Source organism: Paraburkholderia sp. RL17-373-BIF-A (assembly GCF_046030175.1).
Taxonomy (GTDB): Bacteria; Pseudomonadota; Gammaproteobacteria; order Burkholderiales; family Burkholderiaceae; genus Paraburkholderia.
The window spans coordinates 63,689-83,036 of sequence record NZ_JARESO010000026.1 but is presented as its reverse complement, the minus strand read 5'-3'; the positions used below and the strand labels follow the sequence as shown (position 1 = coordinate 83,036).

At 60.5% G+C, this 19,348-nt stretch carries 14 protein-coding genes and 1 pseudogene; 12 read left to right on the top strand and 3 right to left on the bottom strand.

Features of this window, described 5'->3' with window-relative positions:
• Window positions 1-1,069 precede the first annotated feature (1,069 nt).
• Window positions 1,070-2,287 carry a tryptophan leader peptide gene (locus P0D80_RS28410; protein WP_408288398.1) on the top strand — a complete coding sequence of 406 codons (1,218 nt, stop codon included), beginning with the start codon at window positions 1,070-1,072 and terminating at the stop codon, window positions 2,285-2,287.
• A 501-nt stretch (window positions 2,288-2,788) separates the two neighbouring features.
• A pseudogene (locus P0D80_RS28405) lies at window positions 2,789-3,265 on the top strand (3-methyl-2-oxobutanoate hydroxymethyltransferase); the annotation flags it as partial.
• Between the two features lie 32 nt (window positions 3,266-3,297).
• On the opposite strand, the gene P0D80_RS28400 reads toward P0D80_RS28405, so the two are convergent.
• Window positions 3,298-4,254 (bottom strand): helix-turn-helix domain-containing protein, encoded by a 957-nt coding sequence (locus P0D80_RS28400; RefSeq protein ID WP_408179719.1) that lies wholly within the window; start codon window positions 4,252-4,254, stop codon window positions 3,298-3,300.
• Window positions 4,255-4,349: 95 nt separating this feature from the next.
• Here P0D80_RS28400 and P0D80_RS28395 point away from each other — a divergent pair, with 95 nt between their 5' ends.
• The 3 genes from P0D80_RS28395 (at window position 4,350) to P0D80_RS28385 (ending at window position 8,164) form a co-directional block, all read left to right on the top strand.
• Window positions 4,350-5,594: a DUF1479 domain-containing protein gene (locus P0D80_RS28395; protein WP_408288394.1), complete on the top strand. Its 1,245-nt coding sequence runs from the start codon at window positions 4,350-4,352 to the stop codon at window positions 5,592-5,594.
• Window positions 5,595-5,667: 73 nt separating this feature from the next.
• A complete protein-coding gene (locus tag P0D80_RS28390) occupies window positions 5,668-6,915 on the top strand; it encodes an ABC transporter substrate-binding protein (RefSeq protein ID WP_408288391.1) in 1,248 nt (415 codons plus the stop codon).
• 268 nt (window positions 6,916-7,183) lie between these two features.
• A complete protein-coding gene (locus P0D80_RS28385; protein ID WP_408288388.1) occupies window positions 7,184-8,164 on the top strand; it encodes an aldose epimerase family protein in 981 nt (326 codons plus the stop codon).
• A gap of 96 nt (window positions 8,165-8,260) precedes the next feature.
• Here P0D80_RS28385 and P0D80_RS28380 read toward each other — a convergent pair whose 3' ends face one another.
• Entirely contained in the window at window positions 8,261-8,746 is a 486-nt protein-coding gene (locus P0D80_RS28380) for a MarR family winged helix-turn-helix transcriptional regulator (protein ID WP_408288385.1), read from the bottom strand.
• Between the two features lie 345 nt (window positions 8,747-9,091).
• Window positions 9,092-9,994, bottom strand: a complete 903-nt coding sequence (locus P0D80_RS28375) for a LysR family transcriptional regulator (protein ID WP_408288382.1) — start codon at window positions 9,992-9,994, stop codon at window positions 9,092-9,094.
• Between the two features lie 129 nt (window positions 9,995-10,123).
• Here P0D80_RS28375 and leuC point away from each other — a divergent pair, with 129 nt between their 5' ends.
• The 7 genes from leuC to oxlT all read left to right on the top strand — a co-directional run bounded on the left by leuC (window position 10,124) and on the right by oxlT (window position 19,144).
• Window positions 10,124-11,539, top strand: a complete 1,416-nt coding sequence (gene leuC / locus P0D80_RS28370) for a 3-isopropylmalate dehydratase large subunit (protein ID WP_408288379.1) — start codon at window positions 10,124-10,126, stop codon at window positions 11,537-11,539.
• A complete protein-coding gene (gene leuD / locus P0D80_RS28365) occupies window positions 11,532-12,173 on the top strand; it encodes a 3-isopropylmalate dehydratase small subunit (RefSeq protein ID WP_408288376.1) in 642 nt (213 codons plus the stop codon). Before leuC ends, leuD begins: the two co-directional genes overlap by 8 nt.
• A gap of 104 nt (window positions 12,174-12,277) precedes the next feature.
• Window positions 12,278-13,609, top strand: coding sequence for an MFS transporter (locus P0D80_RS28360; protein ID WP_408288373.1), 1,332 nt, complete (start codon window positions 12,278-12,280; stop codon window positions 13,607-13,609).
• A gap of 909 nt (window positions 13,610-14,518) precedes the next feature.
• Window positions 14,519-14,680 carry a hypothetical protein gene (locus P0D80_RS28355; RefSeq protein WP_408179725.1) on the top strand — a complete coding sequence of 54 codons (162 nt, stop codon included), beginning with the start codon at window positions 14,519-14,521 and terminating at the stop codon, window positions 14,678-14,680.
• Complete coding sequence (locus P0D80_RS28350; RefSeq protein ID WP_408288369.1) at window positions 14,677-16,041, top strand: amidase; 1,365 nt, start codon at window positions 14,677-14,679, stop codon at window positions 16,039-16,041. The genes P0D80_RS28355 and P0D80_RS28350 overlap by 4 nt, the downstream gene beginning before the upstream one ends.
• A gap of 63 nt (window positions 16,042-16,104) precedes the next feature.
• Window positions 16,105-17,724, top strand: a complete 1,620-nt coding sequence (locus P0D80_RS28345) for a gamma-glutamyltransferase family protein (protein WP_408288366.1) — start codon at window positions 16,105-16,107, stop codon at window positions 17,722-17,724.
• A 136-nt stretch (window positions 17,725-17,860) separates the two neighbouring features.
• A complete protein-coding gene (gene oxlT, locus P0D80_RS28340) occupies window positions 17,861-19,144 on the top strand; it encodes an oxalate/formate MFS antiporter (RefSeq protein ID WP_408288363.1) in 1,284 nt (427 codons plus the stop codon).
• Window positions 19,145-19,348 lie beyond the last annotated feature (204 nt).

The following is a 19,348-nucleotide window of genomic DNA, read 5'->3' as shown; positions in this document are numbered from 1 at the left end:
CATACGTAAACATAACCAGCGCGCAACTATTCCATTGCGCGACAAATAATTTTTCTTACAAGCGACCGCATGCGTGACATTGCGGCCGAGAGCGCCAATTGGTCCATGTTTCGAAGGCAAGTGACTCGAACCAGGCAAGAATCAGTCACGGCCCGCTGGACCGGCCTAAGCGCGACGAGTGCGATCGTCGGGGAAGGTCCGTTACCTAGGGGCGGAGCCGACGTTCGAACGACCCGGCGACGAGCCTGCGTGGACAGCCCGTCTACCTCTGGTCCGGCACGCAAGACCAGGTCGTCAATCCGCTTGAGATGGTCACCGAGGCCGGCATCAACGAATGGGCCGATACGAACAAACTGGTCGTCGTGTATCCCGACACGATTGCGTCGTCTGCGCCAGGGCCGACGAACCCGCATGCATGCTTCGACTGGTGAGGTTACTCCAATCAATACGACCCGAACTACGCGCTCAAGAAGGGCTTGCAGATGTCCGGGCTTTACGCGATGGTGCAGCGCGTGCCTAGCCGGGCGTAGGGCCGTCGTGGCACGGTTCCAATCGGTCGCATGGAGATTTGTGCGGCTGGACCGAACAACCGGAAACGGTCATTCCCTCCGGCGACCGTATCGCTGCGCCAGAGCCAGCCGATAGCACGGACCGTACACACGAGCGGCGCCGTGCTTCGCAACGGCGCGACCCGATTCGGACGCTCCAGGCAACCCATCTTGCTGCTCCTTAACTCGCGCGCCTTGTCCTTTCGCCCAGGGAGCGGGCGGAGAAAGCCTTGCTTTTGGCGGCACCAGATCAGTGATCGGTGTCGCATTTGCGGATATTGCCGTTCCCCCTACAGGCCTCACACGCGCCGCCAGGACTGCTTCGAACTGTCCCAGAAGAACAAGGAGCAGCCGTCGGTTTACGGCCCCGCCCGAGTGTGCAAGTATCGGTGCCGAGGCGTATACCACATCCCTTTGCGAGGTTCAGGATGGCTTGGAGACTCTGGAAGACCGGGAAGCGGCAAGATGGGACGCAAAGCTGGCCCAGCGATACGAATCAGTCGATAAAGCAGCTTCTGGACATGTACCTCGCCAGCGATGCAGCACCGTTTTCAGGGTGGGCTGCACCTGGAATCATATTCGCGCCAGATGTCGAACCGGTCCTGCGAAACGGAGTTCGTGGATATCAACTTGCCCTCTGGTTCTGGCTCTTTGCCGAGAAGCACGGCCCGATCGCGGCACGAATGGTACGCGAGTCCTTCTGCCTGTTCGCTGAGGAAGCGCAACCGTCGTCCGGTGACAGGATTGATGCGCTCCTCGACTTCGAAAGCCGCCTCGCGCATTCTATCGAAGGGATTTCCTCCGAGGCGCGCACGTTCCGGCTCGAGAGCCTGTCGGTAGAGCTACCGATGGAATTCTTTCTGGCCACCGGCTTCCTCCGACTTGCACCTGAATCCCCTTATGCCGGAGGGAATGAGAGCGCCAGTCTGCAAGGCAATGATTACAAGCTCGCTGACTGCTTTGGCCATGCAACCGAGGAGGCGCTGGCAGTATTCCGAGCGATGATAGACAAGGTCGACTTTGATGCGAAATCGCTATCGAACTGGAAATGGAGCGCCCATCCTGGCGCTGCCGAGCGACATCTGCAGCGACGCTACAGCAATCCCCTGTTTCCCCTGCACCGCCAGATGGTGACGGCTCATGAGGTCTATGAAGCACGTCTTGCCGACGCCCAGTCCCTTCACGAAATCAGCAACGAGCTTGGTGAGCTTAGCCTCTCGTTCTCGCAGACGACCGAACTACCGCTGAACTGGCAATCGTTCCTGGAAGGATATCGGGACTACGTCGACCGACTCGATGAACGCCGCCTCGCGGCGGGTGGGCAGAACGCGCCGCTCGGTGACGCAATTGAAAGACTGCGCGCTGACATCCTCACAACCTGGCGCACTTCCCTTCACAGGAACCGGCACAGCCTTGCCACACTGGACCAGGAAGAAGCGCAGAGAGCCGAGCGACGCGCGCTTCTGTACGGATGCGACTGGACCGCACAGATTCTAAGTAACGGCTCTCTGATACCACCAGAAGAGGTCGTTCCTGCCCTTCTGAGTGAGTCCCCGTCTGAGCTGGAAAGGGTGGTGACCGCCCTTCAGGCCGACCCCCGACTGCATGAGACGCTTATGCAATGTCGCGCAACCGCGCATCGACTTGACAACGAATTCCGCTCGGGCGGCCGCAATATTCCTGACATTGGCGACAAGCTCCGTATCCTTGACGGTCCGCCCGGGCAGGTGCCGGCCTGACGTCGCCCGCTCGAAGTCAAACGTCCGGCCGTCCAACGCCGGGGCTGGCAGCGTCCAGGGCAGATCTGCGTACGGCCTTCGGCGGCGAGTCTGTCGATGAGGCGGTCCAGCACGGCAAATTCGGGGAGTCGGACCTACTTGGGCTTCTTCGAGATCGACATGGTCGGACACCGCGGCGCCTCGAAAATAGACCGTGAGTTCGTCTGCACCCTCACGCTGACTGATATCACCAGCGGCTGGACGAGGCAATCGTTCGAATCGTGCAAATTCTGGCGATCTCTATGGAACATAGCCACTACATCAATGACGTCGACCATGCGATTGTCGAAGACGAACGCTCCGTCATCGGCCATTGCCTACATTGACGTGACGGCGTCGGTGAGGAGGCTATAGGCCGCTTTCCTACCGTTCGCACACCGATGGCCGCGAATGTCAGGTCTCACTGTCAGGGAACTCACACTCCCGACCCGGAGCAGCCAGTCATGAAGTTAGGTCCAACGGCTGCTAAAAGTTGACATGCCTTTCGGTACCTATGCGACTCCGGAATCTGCATTCGACAATGCCGTGAAACTGATCCAAGCAGGTGCGCAGATGGTCAAACTCGAGAGGCGCGCCTGGCTGATCGATACCGTAAGATTTCTCACTGAGCGTGGCGTACCCGTTTTCGCTCATCTGGGCCTCACGCCGCAGTCCGTGCATCGACTCGGGGGCTTTAAGGTACAGGGGAAAAAAGCAGAAGACGTGGAACAATTGAAAGCTGATGCCGTCGCCCTGCAGGCAGCAGGTGCATCTCTTCTCCTTCTTCAGGCCATTCCGACTTCTGTCGGGAGCGAGGTGACGGAGTTGCTGGCTATCCCAACCATCGGTATCGGGGCTGGTCCGGACTGTTCGGGGCAAGTGCTTGTGATGCACGACATGTTGGGCGTCTTCCCCGGCAAGACCGCTTACCCGACGAGAAGACATTCCAATGCGGCCAGCTTCAATCCCGCGCCTAGGGCCGCTTGTCTGCGTTACGCGATTGATTTCGGTAGTCGCGGGTTGCGTTGCAATGAAGGTGAGCGTTCGTTGATCTGCGGACTGGCGTCTGTTTCGGCAATATCGCCGGCCGTGAACTGTTTGCGGTAAGCGGCGGGCGTGAGTTCCTTCAACGCCTTGAACTGTCGGTTGAAGTTAGCGACGTTCGGAAATCCAGAGCGGGCTGCAACGACGGAAACCGGGATGGAAGTGTGCGCGAGCATCCGGCAGGCATGTCCAATCCTGACCCGCGCGATATATCGCCCAACGCTCTCTCCAATGTGCTGCTCGAAGTAGCGGGCCAGAGAACGCTCCGACACATTTGCAGCGTCGCAAAGTTCGGATAGACGCAGCGGTTCAGCGAAGCGTAAATCGATCATCGAGAGCACGCGATTTATACGTTCCGGTTCGTGGCCTGAAGGACCCTCCGTCCGGTCGCTAAACGCAGTAGGCGAAGCGAGCGGCTCACCAGGCGCTTCCGCTAGCGCGCACAAAACGTTTAGCGCTACGGCAAGGCGTTCTCGCGGGGCGCTGGACAGCAGATCGTCGACCTGAGTGTGCATCGCGGCGCCGACCTCCGGACTGAACGCGAGCCCGCAGGCCGCCCGGCGTAACAGATTACGCAAAGGCGCATATTCCGGGCAGACATCCGCAAGCCGACGCGCCCAGTCGCCGCCGAACCAGATCACGATTGCAACCTGAGGAGATGCCGAGTCAATCGAGCGGTTCGACGCCCAGGTATGAGGAAGATTCGGCGGCACGAGAACCAGGTCCTCGTCTACATAGTCTGCAATCGAATCTCCGATATAGCGCTTGCCGTGACTGTTCAGCGTCAGGGTCAGTTCGTATTCCGGATGATGGTGCCATTCAAACGGAATGCGCGGCAGACGCCGGTGGTAAACCCTAACCGAGCAGTCGTCGCCAAATTCGACATGTTCGTACGCTGGTTTCATGGCAGAAGGCGCAAAGAAATTGTCTGGATGGTATCACTTTTGTGGGTGCGGTCAGCCTATGCTTCGGACATAGCAGAACCCACAAGGAGACGACCATGGCACTCATCATCGACGATCTGCCGGCAGCCATCCGGCAGGCCAAACAGGAGCTTCGCGCACGACTTCCGAACTATCGTGATGTTTTCGCCGAGGTGGATGAAACGATCCGCGCCGAAGCCAGCAGAATTGCCGCGCAACGCAGTCGCGGCGAAAACGTGATCCCCGAAATCCAGTTCTCTGACATCGCGGAGCAGCGCGTGAGCGCAGAGCAGATCGACCTCGTCAAAACGCGTGGTGCATGTGTGATCCGCAATGTGTTCGACCGCACTCTGGTGGAAGGGTGGGACCGCGACATCGCGGACTACGTCGAACGCAACGATCTGGATACGCGTCTGCAGAACCGCGCCGAGGACAAATACTTTGGCCAGCTCGCGTCGAGCAAGCCACAGATTTACGGCGTGTACTGGTCAAAGCCGCAGGTCCTCGCGCGGCAGGCGCCGTCGCTGACGGCGGCCCGTGTGTTTCTGAACCAGTTGTGGCGCAATGAGAGTGAAGGCCGGGTCCATTTCGATCCAGAGCGAGTGCCGGTTTACGCGGACCGGATGCGTCGACGGCCGCCTGGTTCCGAGTCATTGGGCTTGTCCGCGCATTGCGACGGCGGCTCGGTCGAGCGGTGGATCGAAGGTAACTTCCGCAAGGTGTACCGGCATGTGTTCGATGGCAACTGGCGTCAATACGATCCGTTCGACGCCGCATTCCGGCCCGACGTCGAAGAGATCGCGTCGCCCGCAGTGTGTTCGATGTTCCGCACGTTTCAGGGATGGACCGCGTTGACGCCGCAAGGCCCCGGCGACGGCACCCTGCAGCTCGTGCCCATTGCGAACTCGATGGCCTATATTCTGTTGCGCGCGCTTCAGGACGATGTCGCCGACGATGACTTGTGCGGGGCGATGCCTGGTCGCGCGCTCTCCATCAAGCCGGAATTTCATGCGCCGTTGTTCGACGCGCTGTCATCGATTCCCCACATGCAGGCGGGCGACACTGTGTTCTGGCACAGCGACGTGATCCACGCAGTGGAAGACGCGCACCACGGTGCAGGCTACAGCAACGTGATGTATATCCCGTCGGCGCCCGCTTGTGCCAAAAACGATGAATACCTCAGGCGCCAATTGCCCAGCTTCCTTGAAGGCAAGAGCCCGCCCGACTTCCCTACTGACCACTTCGAAGTCGACTTTGTCGGACGGGCTACCGCCGAAGATCTGACGCCTCTCGGTAAAGCTCAACTCGGTTTCGATCTGTGAGCGCTACCCTGACGCACGCCATCGTGGCGTGCGCCTGCCTGGTGATTCATAAACAAAACTAACGGAGACAGCAATGAAAAGAACACTCATGTCGGGCGCGATTGTCGCAGCGGCGCTCGCCACGGGCGCACAGGTCGCCAGTGCTGCCGAATCACTTTCTGTGTTGCACTGGTGGACCTCGGGTGGCGAATCGAAGGCAATCAGAGTGCTGAAGGACGACATGAATAAGCAGGGTTACGAGTGGAAAGACTTCGCCGTAGCCGGAGGCGCGGGTGCGGCTGCCATGACGGCGTTGAAGACACAGATCATGTCCGGTAACGCACCGTCGGCTGCGCAGATCAAGGGGCCGTTGATACAGGACTGGGCTGATCAAGGCGTGTTGGTCGATATAGACAAGTCCGCCACCGATTGGAAAGCCCAACTTCCAGCGCAGATCAACAAGACCATGATGTCAAAAGGCCACTATGTGGCCGCACCATTCTCGGTGCACCGAATCAACTGGTTGTGGATCAACAAAGCCGACCTCGATAAAGTGGGCGGTAAGCCGCCGACGACATGGCCCGAGTTCTTCGCGCTAGCCGACAAGTTTCGGGCTGCGGGCATTACGCCAGTCGCGCGTGGTGGCCAGCCTTGGCAAGACATGACCATCTGGGAGACGGTTGTACTTTCTCAGGGCGCGGATTTTTATCGCAAGGCCTTGATTGATCTCGACCAGAAAGCACTGACTTCGCCGCAGATGTTGCAGGTGTTCCAGATTGTCCGAAAGATTCAGGGTTACTTCGACAAAGGCTCCACCGGTCGCGACTGGAATCTCGCGACTGCCATGGTCATCAACGGATCGGGTGGTATGCAGTTCATGGGGGACTGGGCGAAAGGCGAGTTCGCGAATGCGAACAAGAAGGCTGACGTTGACTATATCTGTGCGGCTGCGCCTGGTACTTCGAATGCCTTCACCTACACAGTAGACTCGTTCGTGTTTTTCCAGCAAAACGGCAAAAAAGAAGCGACGCCTGGTCAGCTTGCGCTTGCCAAAACGATCATGTCCGTCGATTTCCAGGAACAGTTCAGTCTCTACAAGGGTTCCATTCCTGTCCGGCAGGATGTTCCCATGGGCAAGTTCGACGCCTGCGCCAAGAAATCATTCGCAGATGAACAGTCCACAATCAAATCCAATACGTTTCTTCCGTCATTCGCTTTTGGTGATGTTCAGTCGTCGGCCACCCAGGGCGCGATTACCGATGTCGTGACGAACTTCATGAACTCGAATGATGACCCGCAAGAGGGGGTGCGCAAGGTCGCCGCTGCAGCGAAGACCAAATAGGTACGAGTTCGCAACCGCCTGGCAAAAATCAGTCGGTTATGCAACGTCATTCGTGGGATATGAGGTCGCCTTTATGAACGTCTCCTCCACGTCTGCAAGATGTGGATTTAGCCCGCCGTTAGCGCGGGCTTTCTTTTCGTTGGAGATATCCTTCCAATGAAGCCCCTGCGGATCCGTCGGCCATGCGATTCGACGCAACGGAATCCGACGACGCCCCATATCGACGGTCCGTAGGTCAGTCTGGTGGGAACTGCCGGAGGAAAAGCCAATGAATGCAATGACCCGTCGGACATTGAATTGGGCGCATGGTGAAGCAACGATCCAGGCGCTGGGCGGAATGCTTGGGCCCGTCCGCTTTGAACTGGGTGGAGGTCAAAGCATATCGCCGCTACATGTCGCACCGTGGGGCGACGATGCGCGGTGGCCTGGACTTATGCGAGCGATGCGCGGAGAGTGGCCATGCCTTCCGTTTGGAACCGTCCATTGCCCCAGTGGCCTGCCGCAAGGTTTTGAGCTACTGAATTCCTCCGACGACTGGAATCACGGCTATGGATCCAACCATCTTTGGCAACTGGTGGAGCAGACTTCGGACATGCTCCGTCTTCGAATTGATTACCCGGAAAACGGCGAGATCGAGAGTCTCGAGCGTGTCATCAAAGCCAATCCCGATGCACCGATTCTAGACGTCTCGCTGACGGTCCGCGTTCGGCGGGAGGTCGTCTTGCCAGTGGCCCATCACCCGACATTCGATGTCCCGCTCGAGGGAGTTGAAGTCCTCGGATGTCCTCATCAGGCAACTCATAGTTACCCGGCCCCTGTAGAGCCAGGGGTGTCAAAAGTTTTGCCGGACCGCACGGCCACATCGCTCAGTGCACTTCCAACCGGAACCGGATCTCTGGATGTGACTCTGCTGCCCCTCACGGTGGCAACTGAAGAAATCTTGCAGATTGCAGGTTGCCAACCGCCCTTTGTTTTGAGGTACGCAGCCAGCGGCGCCGACGTTCTGCTTGACTGGAATGTCGAAGAGCTTCCAGATGCTTTGCTTTGGATTAGCAACGGCGGCCGGACAAACGCGCCGTGGTGCGGGAGGAACTTCGCACTTGGCGTCGAGCCGGCTAACAGTTTCTTTGATCTCGGACGCGTCGTGGTCCCGCCTGCCAGCCACCCACTCGCGGCCCGTTCTGGACTAAGGTTTCTTGTTGAAGAGCCGCGCACCATTCGCTATCGGCTTTCAGTACAGGCAATCTGAACGCGGGCAGTTGCGGATCGCGCAGCAACCGGCATCCGCCACCCGCCGATCGTCTGCCCGCCCTGGCGCAGCCTATTCTCACCCTGGCGTTTCGATTCAGGCTGTGCGTTTGCGCCGTGTCGACGGGCGCGTCCATTCGCCGCCCTCCTCAACGTGTTCCGTCAGCTTGTTGATGCAGTCAAAAAGCACGCGCTTTTCCTCGGCTGACAAAACGGACAGGAGCTGTTCGTCGAAGATCTTGCCGATCCGATCGCACTTGCGGACGATCGCCTTGCCTTTCCTGGTCAAGTTCAGGTTGATGACACGTGCATCCGTCGTGCCGGTAGAGCGCGTCAGCAAGCCGCGATTAGCTAGTGTGGTGACCAGCTTCGAAACCAGCGTCTTTTCAAGGTATGTCAGCTCAATCAGCGGGCCGAGGGAAATGCCCGGCTGCATATCGACGAAACGCAGCACGCGCAGGTCGCGAAGGGTTACGTCACATTCGGCTTCGTAAAGGCCAGACGCCACGCCCTTGGCCAACTCGCTCAGTACATCGAGGCGAAAGTTCAAATGCTCCAGTCTTGGATACGGTGCCTTCGACATGCTGTTCTCCCATTCGGCTACTTTAATTCAGTTGCACACTGCAACTTTTAAATATTACGCGTTTCGTGCACGAAACATACCACCGTGCGGAAACTCGCATAAGTGCGGACGAGCCCTGCGCTTACCAAACACGGTGCGATCGCACACGGTGTCAACATGCGCTGCTGCTGGTCGCGACGGGCGCGCCGCTCAACGTATGCGCCGCTGCGTTCGAATTCTGGAAGCGCGTCGACGACGCCGACTAGACGCACGGCAAAATGTCCATTGCCAGCCGGCTCGACCGACGTGTTCCGGGTTGCGGTGCAAATCGCAGGTGAGCGGAAAACCACCGGCTTTTCCGCCATCTCAGCCCGCTCCCGGCCCCTTCCCGAGAAAGCCTTCGAGAAACTCGACGAACGCCGTCACCTTCGCCGTCAGATTGAGCCGCTCTGGATATACAGCATAGATATCTGCTGGCGGCAACGACCAGTCGGGCAGCAACTGCTTGAGACGGCCAGACTGCAGATAGGTGGTCGCATCCCACTCCGAACGCATCAGGATGCCCTGTCCGTCAAGCGCCCAGACGAGCGTCGCTTCGCCATCATTGCTGCTCAGCACACCGTGCACCTTGACCGTCTCGTGGCGCTTCCCCTTGCTGAAATGCCAGGTGCCGTAGGCCGTGTCATTTTCCCTGAGTACGATGCATTGATGCCGCTGCAGATCGCGCGGCGTATCCGGTTCGCCTTTCGCGCGCACGTAGATCGGTGACGCACAGACCATCCGGCGGTTCGTCGCGACCTTGCGTGCGATCAACCTCGAATCAGGAATCTCGCCGAACCGCACGCCGACGTCAAACGCCGCTTCGGCGAGATTCAGCGGGCGATCCGTCAACTCGAGTTGTACCTCGACGTCGGGATACTGACGATGAAACGCTGCGATGGCCGGGGCGATGTGACGGCGGCCAAAGCCGAACGTCGCATTCACGCGCAGCAGCCCCTTTGGCGTCGCTCTGCTGCTCGAAATGGTCCGGTCGAGTTCCTGTAACGCAGACAGCAGCTTCGACCCCGTCGTCAGGTATTGCTCGCCCTCGTGCGTCATGCTGAGCCGCCGGGTAGTCCGGTTCAGTAGCCGCACACCGAGGCGCCGCTCCATCTGCGCAAGACGCGCGCTCACCGCGGGCGGCGTGACCCCAATGTCCCGCGCGAGCGCCGACAGGCTGCCATGTTTGACGAGTTTGACGAAAAACTCGAGATCCGAAACCGCATCCATTGATAAATTCAATTTAAGAGTAGTTTAGATTCTACTGAATTCTATAACGGAATTGGCGAATTAGACTCCCGCTTATCGGTCGATCATGACCGCGCCCCACGCTTCAGATTCAACCGGCCAGAGGAGTCCATGCCGCACACCTTCTATCAAAAGCTCGTCGCGTCACATACGGTCGACCGCCTCGACGAACAGCATGTGCTGCTGTATGCGGACCTGCATATCATGAACGAGTACACGAGTCCGCAGGCGTTCGCCGGACTCGCTGAGAAAGACCTCCTCGTGCGCCGGCCACGGCAGCAGATGGGGATTGTCGACCACGTCATCCCGACGCGTGCGGTGCCGGTTGCCGCCCGCACGATCGACATCGTCGACGCATCAAAGCAAGCCGCGAATTTCACACGCAACTGCGTCACGCAAGGCATCCACCTGTTCGACGTGAACGATCCGGCGCAGGGGATCGAGCACGTCGTCGCACCGGAAATCGGACTGATCCGGCCTGGCATGGTCGTACTGTGCGGCGATAGCCACACGACGACTTACGGCGCGCTCGGCGCACTCGGTTTCGGGATCGGCACCTCCGAAGTCGAACACGTACTCGCGACGCAAACGCTCGTCTATCGCGTGGCGAACGACATGCGGATCACCGTCGACGGCGAACTGCCGCCTGGCACCACGTCGAAGGACCTGGTACTGCACATCATTGCCCGTATCGGCGCACAAGGCGCCCGCGGCTTCGCGCTCGAATATGCGGGATCGACGATCGCTTCGCTTTCTGCCGAGGCGCGAATGACCCTGTGCAACATGACGGTCGAAGCCGGCGCGCGCGCTGCGTTGATTGCACCGGACGACACGACGATCGACTACGTGCGGGCCCGCGTGCGCGATCTGGATACGGCGACGCTCGATAGCGCGACGGCCGCATGGCGCTCGCTGCGCTCGGACCCCGATGCACTCTTCGATGTCGAACATCATGTCGATGCATCGCAAATCGCGCCGTATGTTACGTGGGGCACGAGTCCGGACCAGGCGATTCCCGTCGACGGGCACATTCCCGAAGTCGACACAGCAGCGGGCATCGACGCAGCAACCGCGCTCAAGGCACTCGACTACATCGCGCTGCCGTCCGGCGCAAGCATCGAGGGCACGCCAATCGATCGCGTGTTCATTGGCTCGTGCACGAACGCGCGCATTGAAGATCTGCGAGCGGCTGCGGCTATGGTGCGGGGACGCAAGGTCGCGGCATCGGTTCGCGCCATGGTCGTTCCTGGTTCCGGCATGGTCCGCGACCAGGCGGAGCGCGAAGGCGTTGCGCAGACCCTGATCGACGCGGGCTTCGAGTGGCGCCAGCCCGGCTGTTCGATGTGCCTCGCGATGAACGACGACGTCCTGGCGCCGGGCGAGCGCTGCGCTTCGACGACCAATCGCAACTTCGAAGGCCGCCAGGGCCGTGGCAGCAAGACGCACCTGATGAGTCCCGCAATGGCCGCTGCCGCCGCGATCGCGGGTCATATCGTCGACATTCGCAAGGAGCTTGTACATGGCTGATCGCCGTCTCATTCAGGGCACCGCAGCACCGTTGCCGATCAACAATCTTGATACCGACCAGATCATGCCGAAGCAGTTTCTGTTCGGCATCGACAAGTCGGGGCTCGCGCGTGGACTGCTTTACGACCTGCGCTACGACGACCGCGGTCAGCAGCGCGAGACGTTCGTGCTGAATCGCCCGGAATATCGCGACGCACGTATTCTCATCGCCGGTTCGAATTTCGGCTGTGGCTCGAGCCGCGAACACGCCGTGTGGGGGCTGCAACAAGCCGGTATCGAAGCGGTCATCGCTCCGAGCTATGGCGAGATCTTCTACTTCAACGCCGGCAACAATCGCCTGCTGCTCGTGACGCTCGCGCCGGAAATAGTCGATGCACTCGTCGCCGAACTCGCTCATGCGGAGACCAAACAGTTGTCGATCGACGTCGAGAACGAAGTTGTCGTGACCGCCTCGGGCGAGCGCCACGCGTTCTCGATCCCGCCCAGGCAAAAACGCATGTTCCTGGACGGTCTCGACATGGTCCAGATGACACTGCGGCAGTCCGACCAGATCGATGCATTTGAAAAGCGGCATTGGGCAGCCAATCCGTGGGCACGCATCGATCTTCCCGCCCAGCAAGGCAGCATGTCGTAACCAGACGCAAGCACGCTCTCCATGCGTGCGTGTCAGCATCGAGCGACGCGAATTTCAACCTGATAACGAGACCGGCGCGTGGAACGCACCGGCGGGAGACAACCATGGCCCAACCTTCCAGACACGCTACCGTGCCGGACGCCCGCGCGCTAGAGACGCGCACCGTCAAGAAGATCACATGGCGCATCGTGCCATTCATCATCGCGCTGTACTTCGTGAGCTTCCTGAACCGCGTCAACGTCGGTTTCGCCGGCCTGACGATGAATCACGACATCGGGCTCACGCCAGCGATGTTCGGCTTCGGTGCGGGAATCTTCTTCGTGGGCTACATCGTGTTCGGCATGCCGTCGAATCTTGCGCTGCAGCGCGTCGGCGCGCGGCGGTGGATCGCGTTGCTTATGGTCGTGTGGGGAGGCCTCTCCGCTGGGACCGCGAGCGTCAGCGGTCCCTATAGCTTCTATGCGCTGCGCTTCTTGCTGGGGCTGGCGGAGGCCGGATTCTTCCCCGGCATCATCCTGTACCTGAGCTATTGGTTCCCGGCCCGGCACCGGGCGCTCGTGACGGCGATCTTCATGACCGCCGCGCCGTTATCGAACATGATCGGCTCGCCTATCTCCGGCGCCATCATGGGCATGAACGGCATCGCACAGATTCATGGCTGGCAATGGCTCTTCATTCTCGAAGCGGCGCCGACCGTCGCGCTCGGCGTGATCGCGTTCTTCTTCCTGACCGACAAGCCTGAAGACGCGCGCTGGCTCGAAACCGAGGAGCGTGAGTGGCTCACGCTCGAGATGGACCGGGAACGCGCCGCCAAGGCGACCGGCGCGGCATCCAGCGTATGGGCGGCCACGAAGGATCCGCGAGTGCTCGCCCTCGCCCTCGTTTATGCGGGCACATCGACTGGCCTGTACGCGATTGGCATTTGGGCACCGATGATCATTAGCCACTTCGGCTTCAGCTATTTCGAACTAGGCCTCGTCAACGCAATTCCCAATGTCGTCGCCGTCGTGGGCATGGTGCTCTGGGCGAAAAACTCCGACCGCACCGGCGAACGCAGATTGCACGTATCGATCGCATGTCTGGCCGCAGGCGCAGGGATGCTGCTTGCCGGGTACGCACCCTCCGCACTGCTCCTGATCGTCGGACTGTCGGTCGCGAATTTTGGCATCAACGCTGCGAAGCCGCCGCTGTGGAGCATGCCCACGCAGTTCCTCTCCGGTTCGGCTGCAGCTGCCGGCATCGCATTGATCAATGCGATGGGCAGTTTGATAGGCGGCACGATCGGCCCGATGGTCATCGGCAGGTTACGCGAAATCAGCGGCGACTACTCGTTGGGACTCTACTTCGTTAGCGGCACGCTGATCGTGTCGGCGGTCATTTGCTGGATGTTCGGCCGTCGACAAACTGAGTCGTCCGTTACACCCACAGTCTCCTGATCCTGTTGTGCGAAGCAGCGCCCGATTTTCGCAAATAGGATCAGTGTGCAAAAGCCATACAAAACCTGACCAAGGTGATAACAACGCAGACGCGGTTGCCTAATCGCTGATGCGTCTACGCTCCTGACACGCGTAGACGTAACGGCCCTTGTGACAAATCATTGGGCAGAAGAGCCCCTATCCGGAAAGCACTCGCTGGCGTCGGTGGGAGGCCGTGTTTTTCGGCCGCCCACCGACGCCGCGGCATTTATGCGGCGGTCGAAGCGACACTTCATACCGCATGCCCCCTGGCCAAAACCACCTGAATTGAACTGGCAAGACGCTGTATCCAGCGCAACCCGAGCCGCACCATAAACGTTCTGATGCAACCGTTGGTACGGCGCCTCAATTCTGAAGGTAGTTTTCGCAACGATTCCCAATCCTGAATGTCTTGCAGCCGCTTTCGCCGCCGAACGTTTGTGTTTCGCCCAGAGACGGTGCGTCACCAATTTTGCCGTGCCTGATGCACCTTCGTTGCGCCTGTCTGCACACTTCCCGAACATGGCAGCGTGTTCACTTCCACATGGAAATGCTCGATTCGCCGTTGCATTTGGTGTTTTCGCACCATGGCACGCTTCGTGCAAACCGAATCAATGCGTACATTTCAATTGTTGCGATTTGCATCTATATTTCGCCGACAACCGGCGAAACCAGCAACTGAGTGTCCTGAGGAACAGACGCTTCACAGGCGTCAATCAACCGTGTACCGACGCTGCGCGTAGCGGGCACGTGAGCGAAGCGCGAAGTGATTGAAGTTCAGCACGAGGTCCGGCATGCCAGTACAACTAGCGTTGCGAAACATTCGAAAATCCTTTTCCAGTAAACAGCGCTCGGGCGTTGATCCAGATCGTGAGCGCCGCGGTAAAACGCATGCTTGACGAAGGCGTCTATCCGATGAATGTCGACATCACCCCGAAATCGCCGACGGCTGCGATGGGTATGCGGATCGCGCTCGGCAACCCGAAGCAGCAGCCGAAATACGACACCTTCATCGCGCAGAACTTCATTCATCAGGCACTCGCCGCGAAATGAACCATTCTTCCCCCTCCCCCGGCATCCGCGAAATCCGTGACGCGATCCGCACGGGAACCCGCACCGTCGAGCAGACCGTGCAACAGGCGTTCGATGCCGCGCAACGGCTGCAACCGGAGTTGCAAGCCTTCATCCATCTGCCGACGTCGCCGATCGTCAATCGTGCCGATCGCGACGCGCCGCTCGCGGGCGTCCCAGTCGGCATAAAGGATCTGATCGATACGGCTGATATGCCCACCGCGTATGGATCGCCGGCCTACGAAGGGCGCAGGCCCGAAAAGGATGCATGGGTAGTCGCCCGTTTGCGCGAGGCCGGTGCCACGATACTCGGTAAGACAGTCACCACCGAGTTCGCCTGGCGCCAGCCCGGCGCAACGACCAACCCGTGGAATAGCGATCACACACCTGGCGGCTCGTCGAGCGGCTCCGCTGCCGCCGTTGCGGCAGGCATCGTGCCACTCGCGCTCGGCACGCAGACGTTCGGCTCCGTCATCCGTCCCGCCGCGTATTGCGGCGTGGTCGGGGTAAAGCCGAGCTACGGCACGATTGCGCGGACTGGCGTGTTGCCGTTGTCAGCGTCGCTCGATCATCTTGGCGTTTTCACCGCCAATGTCGCTGACGCAGTTCATGCGCTAGCCATTCTGGCAGGCAGCGACGCGGACGATCCACACGCGTCGCATAACAGCCGCCAAGGGAAAGTCCCTGGCGATGCGGCAAAACGGCCGCCGCGCATCGGCGTGTTGCGCGAGCAGATCGGTGGACCGATCGACAAAGCGCAGCAGCATGTGCTGAATCAACTAGCCCTACGTTTGCGTGCCGATGGCGCGGAAATCGTCGCTGCCGACTTGCCTGCTGAACTGGCCGACGCTGCGCGGCATGCTTCGATCCTGCTCGCAGTTGAAGCCGCATTGACACACGGCGAATTGGTAGACCGTTCGCCAGCTCTTGTCAGCGCATCGATCACGGCTCTGGTCGAAGAAGGCCGGGCTTTACCCGCGACCGAGTATGCGAAAGCCAAGGCATTGCAGATAAAGATGGCGCTTCGCTTCGACCGCTGGCTGACCGAAGCGGCGCGACTCGACGCGCTGCTGGTAGCGCCCGCATCGGGCGAGGCGCCCCTTGGGCTCGACTATACGGGCGATGCGGCGTTCTGCACGCCCTGGACCTTCCTCGGCGTTCCGGCGGTGACGTTACCGGTTGGCTTCGGTCCGGGCGGACTGCCGCTTGGCGTGCAACTGGTCGGTGCAAGTCAGCACGATGCCGCTTTGCTATCGCTTGCCGAGTGGGCGGAAGGTAGAACCGGCTGGAACATCGCAGTTGCTTCTCGCTGTGGCCAGCTTCGTTGTGTGCAGCAAGTATGACGTGATCGTGCAAACCCGCGGCGGCTGAGCGGATAGCGATGATCGATTGATTTTTGAGGAAACATGAGAGCAGATTTTTTGAATCCCGTGCGCGGCATCCGCGGGATGGCGGTCACACCCCATGCGCTGGCGTCGCAAAGCGCGCTCGCGATCCTGCGCGACGGCGGCAATGCCGTCGAAGCGATGATTGCCGCCGCGGCGACCATCGCAGCGGTGTATCCGCATATGAACAGTATCGGCGGCGACGGCTTCTGGTTGATTTCGCGGCCGGGCGCAGAGCCCGTCGGCATCGAGGCGTGTGGCGCGGCGGCATCGGCGGCGACGATCGATGCCTACCGCGCACGCGGCCTGCAATCCATACCGTTTCGCGGCACGCTGGCGGCGAACACGGTGGCCGGAACAGTGTCGGGCTGGTCGCTGGCGCATCGCTGGTCCACTGACACACTCGGCGGCAAGCTGCCGGTCGCGCGCTTGCTGGAAGACGCAATCGCCTACGCAGGGGGTGGCATCCCGGTCACGCGCAGCCAGTCCGAATGCATCGCGCTCAAGCGGCACGAACTCAAGTCAGTCGCGGGGTTCGCCGAGACGTTTCTGACGAGCGACAACCCGCTGGGCGTGCCGGCCGTCGGCGAGCGCTTCGTGCAGCCGCGCCTCGCCGCGACGCTCGAGCGTCTCGCCCACGCGGGTCTCGACGATTTCTACCGGGGCGATCTCGCGCGCAGCATCGCGGCCGACCTGCGCGCCCTCGAAAGTCCTCTGTCGCTAGCGGATCTTGAACGGCATCGCGCAAGGCTGCGCACGCCACTGGCGCTCACGCATTCGCTCGGCACGATCTACAACATGCCGCCGCCCACACAGGGGCTTGTATCGTTGCAGATTCTCGGTGTGCTTGACCGTGTCTTGCGCGACGATATGGATCCGCTCGGGCCCGAGTACGTCCACGCGTGCGTGGAGGCAACCAAGCTCGCGTTCGCCATACGCGACAAGCACATCACCGACCCGGATTACATGGACATCGATCCACAGGCGCTGCTTGCGCCGAGTGTACTCGACGCGATGGCCGAGGGGATTTCGATGTCCACGGCAGCACCGTGGGGTCGCGGTCTCGGACCGGCCGACACAGTGTGGCTCGGCGTGATCGACGCCGACGGCGTGGCCGTCAGCTTCATCCAGAGCATCTATCACGAGTTCGGCAGCGGCCTCGTGCTCGCAGATTCGGGCATCAACTGGCAAAACCGCGGTTGCAGCTTCTCGCTCGATCCCTCTGCGCGCAACCCGCTTACGCCCGGGCGGCGGCCATTTCACACGCTGAACCCGGCGCTCGCGCGCTTCGCCGATGGACGCACGATGGTGTACGGAAACATGGGCGGCGACGGCCAGCCGCAATCGCAAAGCGCCGTCTTTTCGCGGATCGCGCACTTCGGCTGGAATCCGCAAGCCGCTATCGATGCGCCCCGCTGGCTGCTGGGCCGAACCTGGGGGCAAACCAATGAATCGCTCAAGCTGGAGGCGCGGTTTCCGGTCGACACATTCAATGCGCTGCGTCGTCTCGGCCATGACGTCGAGCAGATGAGGCCGTACGACGAAGCAATGGGCCACGCGGGCGCGATTGTCCGGCACGGCAACCGGTGTCTGGAAGCAGGCTTCGACCCGCGCAGCGACGGCGCCGCGGCTGGCTGGTAGGCGCGCCTGCTAGACAGCGGGCGGGCGCGCCGCCCGCATCTTTTTGAACCGACGGCCCGCGAGTGTTTGCGCTGACGTCAAGGACGGCGCACGTCTGTCCATCTGTCGATACATCAATCCCAAACGGAGAAACACGTTGAACACCCCCACGCAAGCACTGAAAGGCGCCGCCCCGCCCGCCGCGCAAACAGCCGCGCATACCCGCTGGATCCAGCTCGGACTCGGCCTTGTTTGCATGATGACGATTTCGAGTCCGCAATATGTATGGACCCTGATGACGAAGCCGCTCATGGCCAAGCTCGGCATCGCACTGCCGGAACTGCAAGTGACATTCTCACTGCTGGTGCTGCTGCAGGCATTTTTTTCACCGTTCCAGGGTGCGCTGATTGATCGTTTCGGGCCGCGCATGCTGATCTCGATCGGTACGCTGCTGGCAGGCGTGAGCTGGGTGTTGGCTTCGTATGCGCACAGCACATCGATGCTGTACCTCACGTATGGCTGCATTGGCGGTCTCGGAACCGGCATCGTCTATGTCGGCGTGGTGGGATTCGTGGTTCGCTGGTTTCCCGATCGACGCGGCTTCGCCGCCGGTGTCGCGGCCGCGGGCTACGGCATGGGCGCCATTGTCACCACCTTTCCGATCTCTGCATCGCTGGCAACGCACGGCGTCGAATCCACGTTGTGGCTCTACGGCATCATCTTCGCGGCGGTCGGCCTCCTCGCCTCGCAGGGCCTGCGAGTACCGCCTGCGGCCGAGAGTATCGGCTCGGCAGTATCCCAGTCAGGGGTCTCGACGCTCGACTACCGCCCGTCCGAGATGCTTAAGACGCCGCTGTTCTGGCTGATGTTCGTGATGATGACGATGATGTCTACTTCGGGCCTCATGGTTACGTCGCAGATGGCAAGCTTCGCCGCCGACTTCGGCGTCAGCAAGGTGCTGGTCTTCGGGCTCGCCGCGTTGCCGCTGGCACTGACGATCGACCGCTTCACGAACGGTCTGACCCGTCCGCTGTTCGGTTGGATATCGGATCGCCTGGGACGGGAAAACACGATGTGTTTCGCGTTCGCGCTGGAAGGTGTGGCGATGGCGCTCTGGCTGCTGACGCGCGAAAACGCGGTCCTGTTCGTACTGCTGTCCGGCGTGGTGTTCTTCGGCTGGGGCGAAATTTTCTCGCTGTTCCCTTCGACTCTGACCGACACGTTTGGTACCCGTTATGCGACCACGAATTACGGCTGGCTTTACATCTCGTTCGGGATTGGCTCGATCTTCGGCGGCCCGCTGGCCGCGTTGCTGCATGAGCACACCGGCAGCTGGGTGCCAGTGTTCGGATGCGCGATCGTGCTCGATCTGAGTACTGCCGTCCTTGCAATGTTCGTGTTGAAGCCGGCTCGCGCGCGTTTTGTGCGAGTGCTTGGATAGCCTGTCTTTTCGCGCCTAATGGCGGCCCTGTGCAGCAGGGTCGGCACGCTCCGACCCTGCTGGCGGGGCAGTCTCGTCTCGAGCGCATGTCTGGCGATGCCATTGGTATAGATCGGCGGCATCATTATGTCTTCAGGCGAAGAGTATAAAAACGAGCCACAACCACCAGTGCGCCAGCAACGTTTCATAGAGCGCGTAGCAAAC

Excerpts from the sequence above, each read along its gene's own strand:
- P0D80_RS28410 (WP_408288398.1), top strand. The coding sequence starts at position 1,070 with ATGTACCTCGCCAGCGATGCAGCACCGTTTTCAGGGTGGGCTGCACCT.
- P0D80_RS28400 (WP_408179719.1), bottom strand. The coding sequence starts at position 4,254 with ATGAAACCAGCGTACGAACATGTCGAATTTGGCGACGACTGCTCGGTT.
- P0D80_RS28395 (WP_408288394.1), top strand. The coding sequence starts at position 4,350 with ATGGCACTCATCATCGACGATCTGCCGGCAGCCATCCGGCAGGCCAAA.
- P0D80_RS28390 (WP_408288391.1), top strand. The coding sequence starts at position 5,668 with ATGAAAAGAACACTCATGTCGGGCGCGATTGTCGCAGCGGCGCTCGCC.
- P0D80_RS28385 (WP_408288388.1), top strand. The coding sequence starts at position 7,184 with ATGAATGCAATGACCCGTCGGACATTGAATTGGGCGCATGGTGAAGCA.
- P0D80_RS28380 (WP_408288385.1), bottom strand. The coding sequence starts at position 8,746 with ATGTCGAAGGCACCGTATCCAAGACTGGAGCATTTGAACTTTCGCCTC.
- P0D80_RS28375 (WP_408288382.1), bottom strand. The coding sequence starts at position 9,994 with ATGGATGCGGTTTCGGATCTCGAGTTTTTCGTCAAACTCGTCAAACAT.
- leuC (WP_408288379.1), top strand. The coding sequence starts at position 10,124 with ATGCCGCACACCTTCTATCAAAAGCTCGTCGCGTCACATACGGTCGAC.
- leuD (WP_408288376.1), top strand. The coding sequence starts at position 11,532 with ATGGCTGATCGCCGTCTCATTCAGGGCACCGCAGCACCGTTGCCGATC.
- P0D80_RS28360 (WP_408288373.1), top strand. The coding sequence starts at position 12,278 with ATGGCCCAACCTTCCAGACACGCTACCGTGCCGGACGCCCGCGCGCTA.
- P0D80_RS28355 (WP_408179725.1), top strand. The coding sequence starts at position 14,519 with ATGCTTGACGAAGGCGTCTATCCGATGAATGTCGACATCACCCCGAAA.
- P0D80_RS28350 (WP_408288369.1), top strand. The coding sequence starts at position 14,677 with ATGAACCATTCTTCCCCCTCCCCCGGCATCCGCGAAATCCGTGACGCG.
- P0D80_RS28345 (WP_408288366.1), top strand. The coding sequence starts at position 16,105 with ATGAGAGCAGATTTTTTGAATCCCGTGCGCGGCATCCGCGGGATGGCG.